Annotated in this window: 6 protein-coding genes and 1 pseudogene; 3 read left to right on the forward strand and 4 right to left on the reverse strand. The window is 41.4% G+C overall.

Annotated elements, in window-relative coordinates; all coding sequences use genetic code 11:
• Positions 1 to 117 (reverse strand): annotated as a pseudogene (locus NG833_RS22340) (photosystem II q(b) protein); the annotation flags it as partial.
• Between the two features lie 279 nt (positions 118 to 396).
• Here NG833_RS22340 and NG833_RS22345 point away from each other — a divergent pair.
• The 3 genes from NG833_RS22345 to NG833_RS22355 are packed head-to-tail and all read left to right on the forward strand — an operon-like array spanning position 397 to position 1292.
• Entirely contained in the window at positions 397 to 471 is a 75-nt protein-coding gene (locus NG833_RS22345; RefSeq protein ID WP_309143877.1) for an element excision factor XisI family protein, read from the forward strand.
• A 54-nt stretch (positions 472 to 525) separates the two neighbouring features.
• On the forward strand, positions 526 to 900 hold the full coding sequence (locus tag NG833_RS22350; RefSeq protein WP_254567482.1) for a DUF433 domain-containing protein: 375 nt from the start codon (positions 526 to 528) through the stop codon (positions 898 to 900).
• A complete protein-coding gene (locus tag NG833_RS22355; protein ID WP_254567483.1) occupies positions 897 to 1292 on the forward strand; it encodes an ACP S-malonyltransferase in 396 nt (131 codons plus the stop codon). Before NG833_RS22350 ends, NG833_RS22355 begins: the two co-directional genes overlap by 4 nt.
• Before the next feature lie 226 nt (positions 1293 to 1518).
• On the opposite strand, the gene NG833_RS22360 is transcribed toward NG833_RS22355, so the two are convergent.
• From NG833_RS22360 to NG833_RS22370, 3 genes are all read right to left on the reverse strand, one after another.
• The gene (locus tag NG833_RS22360; protein ID WP_254567484.1) at positions 1519 to 1788 is read right to left on the reverse strand and encodes a DUF2442 domain-containing protein; all 270 of its coding nucleotides are present in this window, start codon (positions 1786 to 1788) and stop codon (positions 1519 to 1521) included.
• Between the two features lie 126 nt (positions 1789 to 1914).
• Entirely contained in the window at positions 1915 to 2538 is a 624-nt protein-coding gene (locus NG833_RS22365) for an NADPH-dependent FMN reductase (protein ID WP_254567485.1), read from the reverse strand.
• A gap of 25 nt (positions 2539 to 2563) precedes the next feature.
• The coding region (locus NG833_RS22370; RefSeq protein WP_254567486.1) for an SUMF1/EgtB/PvdO family nonheme iron enzyme at positions 2564 to 3047 on the reverse strand (484 nt) is incomplete at its 5' end.

Here is a 3047-nt window from a genome sequence, read left to right on the forward strand (position 1 = left end):
AGGGATCATCAACACGCCGAACCAGCCGATGTAAAGGCGGTTTTCGGTAGAAGCGACCCATTCGCAGAAGCGGTCCCACAGATTAGCGCTTTCGCGCTGCTGTAAAGTGGTGGTCATAGTTTTATGATTGCTATTTGGTTTTCGAGGTAGTTATGATGTTTTTAGATTAACGGGTTTGTAACGGTTTGTAAAGGGGTTTTAACCACAGCAATCCTGATGAGGGTGATAAGCTGAGGTTATCACGATGGGTTCGGATCCAACTGGACCGGACTTACGCAGGAGTCACGCAATATGTGGTGTGGGTTCAAACCCTAAATGTAGGTAGAGTTGAGAAAGCGAATCAACCCTACGTTTAAACGAAATGCCTAAGTCCTAAAGGATGGACTCGCTGCGGGAATTCCTCAAACTGATATTGTTTTAGGCTTCCATCATCCCCGTAAACGGCATTTCCCAGAATTTGCCACCGATTAATGGGTGGAGTTAAACTGTCAATAATTGTTAGCGAACAGATTGTTGGGGAAAATTATGACCAACCTATCTCATGAACAAACCGGGATTATCCGGACAGAACGAGGATTGACCATTGCCGGGACAAGGATTACTCTCTACGACATTATGGACTATGTGACGGCTGAATATCCGCCTAAGTTTATCAGGGGATTATTTGACCTAACCGAAGAACAAATTAACGCGGCTTTAGCTTATATTGAGGCCAATCGTCCTCTGGTTGAAGCGGAGTATCATCAGGTGCTTCAGGAAGCGGAAGAACTGCGACTGTATTATGAAGAAAAAAATCGAGACCTAATTGCTAGAATTGCAGCAATGCCACCGAAACCAGGTCAAGAAGAGATTCGGGCAAAACTTAAAGCAGCCAAAGCAAAACGTCAGGCTAAAGCATGATTTTTTTGATAGATCACAATCTCAATGGGCACGCAATGGTTTTGTTTGGGTCTCTTGTCAATCAAGGATGGCTCGATCTCCTGCCAATTCGTTTTGTGACTTTTGCCCAAATGGAATTGCCAATCAATAGCGATGATAGAGTTGTTTGGCGACTGGCTCAAGAAAATCAGATGATTTTGCTCACAGCTAATCGCAGTATGAAAGGCAATAATTCCTTAGAACAAGTAATGCGCGAAGAAAATACCCCTAATTCACTTCCTGTAATTACGATTGGAAATGCGGATAGATTACTGAATGAGTCTGAATATCGAGAAATTTGTGCTGAACGTCTAATCGAGATTTTGCTGGCTATTGACAACTATAGAGGTTCGATGAGGGTCTTTATTCCCTGATGTTTTTCAGGATTATTCTGCTACTGCTTAGGAGTGAGGCGATCGGGCATCCCTAAACTGCCCAGAAACCAGAAACCGGGTTTTTGAAAACCCGGTTTCTTGGCAATCTTATGGGTGCGATCGCACCACATTAACTTGGATCTCAGGACTTAGGGTGATAAGTTTATTTTATCACCCTAAGTCATGAAGAACCCCGGATTTTTTTGAAAACCCCAGGTTTCTTGTCTTATGAGCGCGTTTGATTCCGAGGAGCCGGTGCACCGCGTAATAATCCTTCGATACTAAGATCCTCATCGATTTCTTCCCAATGAATCCCGTAACCCCCGCCACAAATCACGCATTTTTCTAACTGTTCGGGACTAGCTTTTAAAAGTCGCGGGAACCAAGCTAAAGGAACGGTGAGAGTGCGCCCATCCATTAACTCAACACTGAAAGCATCTTCATGGATGAGAACATTTTTCACCCGGATATCAGTTTGAACTGTCAAAATATTCATACCAAGCCTACAAATTGTTTTCTTTATTCACTTACTACACCCGGGTTCATTAACTTACAATGAAAAAAACCTGTTTACACTTATTTTTTGCCAGCATTTCCTAGAAGGAGAATAAAGTTGATTTCTTTACATTCCATAGGGAAATTCTTCATAGTCTACATTTCCACTCTGTCTAACGTAACCCAAAGCTGTAGCATATTCTAACAGTATTTTAATGGAATAATTCAACACTTTGCTCGTATAACTTTCCTTTCCAGTATTTACCTCATCCAAGAAATTGTTAACATTGCGTATGATTACATGATCTGGAATCCAACATAGGTGATTATTTTTTGAGGAAAATCCACGCAGTTGAGACACTGGATAAGCGCCACCGCGAGATTCTGATACAGAAACTAGAAGGGCCGGTTTATGTCCTATTTCTTCGCTACTCGCAATCAACAAAAAATTTGAAATTATTGGAGATGCCATTCCACCATATTCTGGTGTAATGATAATTAATGCTTCAGAAATTTTCAAGTGTTCAGAGATAGGCTCCCACATTTCCCACTTTTTTGCCAAACTTTCTTCGCCCCATAGTCCTTCATCCCAAAAGGGAACTTTGGTTATGTCAATATTATCAACTTTATTTTCATTACCTTGAAGTAGATGAGCAATGTAATTGGCTACTCTATGCGAATTTCCTTGCTCACGGTGAGAGCCTGAAATAATTGCAATATTGGTCATGGTCAAGTTTTCTATTTTAGACATATTGGTGTTTAACACTATAGCATATCTAGCTTACTTTAACAACACGAAATCCTGAAACTGAATAGTTTTTGCGAAAGCCATGTCTTCGGGTAGCTAAACAAAGATCTCCATGATGTCGATATGAACCACCTCTCAAAACTGGGTAAGTAGTGCCAGATTCATCTGATATATGATCTTCAATATATATCCCGTTAGAGTATGGCAAATACATACTTGATGTCCATTCTTCAACATTTCCAGCTAAATCATAAACTCCTTGTTTAGAAACTCCTTCTTCAAAAGACCCTACTTTTGTTGTTTCACCAATTCCTGTTTCAGCAGTGTTAGCTTTTTTTGATGAAAATAGATTTCCCCACGGGAATATGTATTGGGCGCATCCAGCAGTTAGGGGAGGGGCCTTTACAGGTCGGGGTGAGGGAGACAAAGGGCCTGGACAGGCTGGACTCAGGGAAAGGTCCAGGAAGGAGTAGAATAAAAAAAGGGAATGTGGGTAAACACATTCCCAGCTC

Source organism: Oscillatoria sp. HE19RPO, from assembly GCF_024220515.1.
Classification (GTDB): domain Bacteria; phylum Cyanobacteriota; class Cyanobacteriia; order Cyanobacteriales; family Laspinemataceae; genus Laspinema.

Coding starts and splice junctions, on each gene's coding strand:
- NG833_RS22365 (WP_254567485.1), bottom strand. CDS start 2,538: ATGTCTAAAATAGAAAACTTGACCATGACCAATATTGCAATTATTTCA.
- NG833_RS22355 (WP_254567483.1), top strand. CDS start 897: ATGATTTTTTTGATAGATCACAATCTCAATGGGCACGCAATGGTTTTG.
- NG833_RS22360 (WP_254567484.1), bottom strand. CDS start 1,788: ATGAATATTTTGACAGTTCAAACTGATATCCGGGTGAAAAATGTTCTC.
- NG833_RS22350 (WP_254567482.1), top strand. CDS start 526: ATGACCAACCTATCTCATGAACAAACCGGGATTATCCGGACAGAACGA.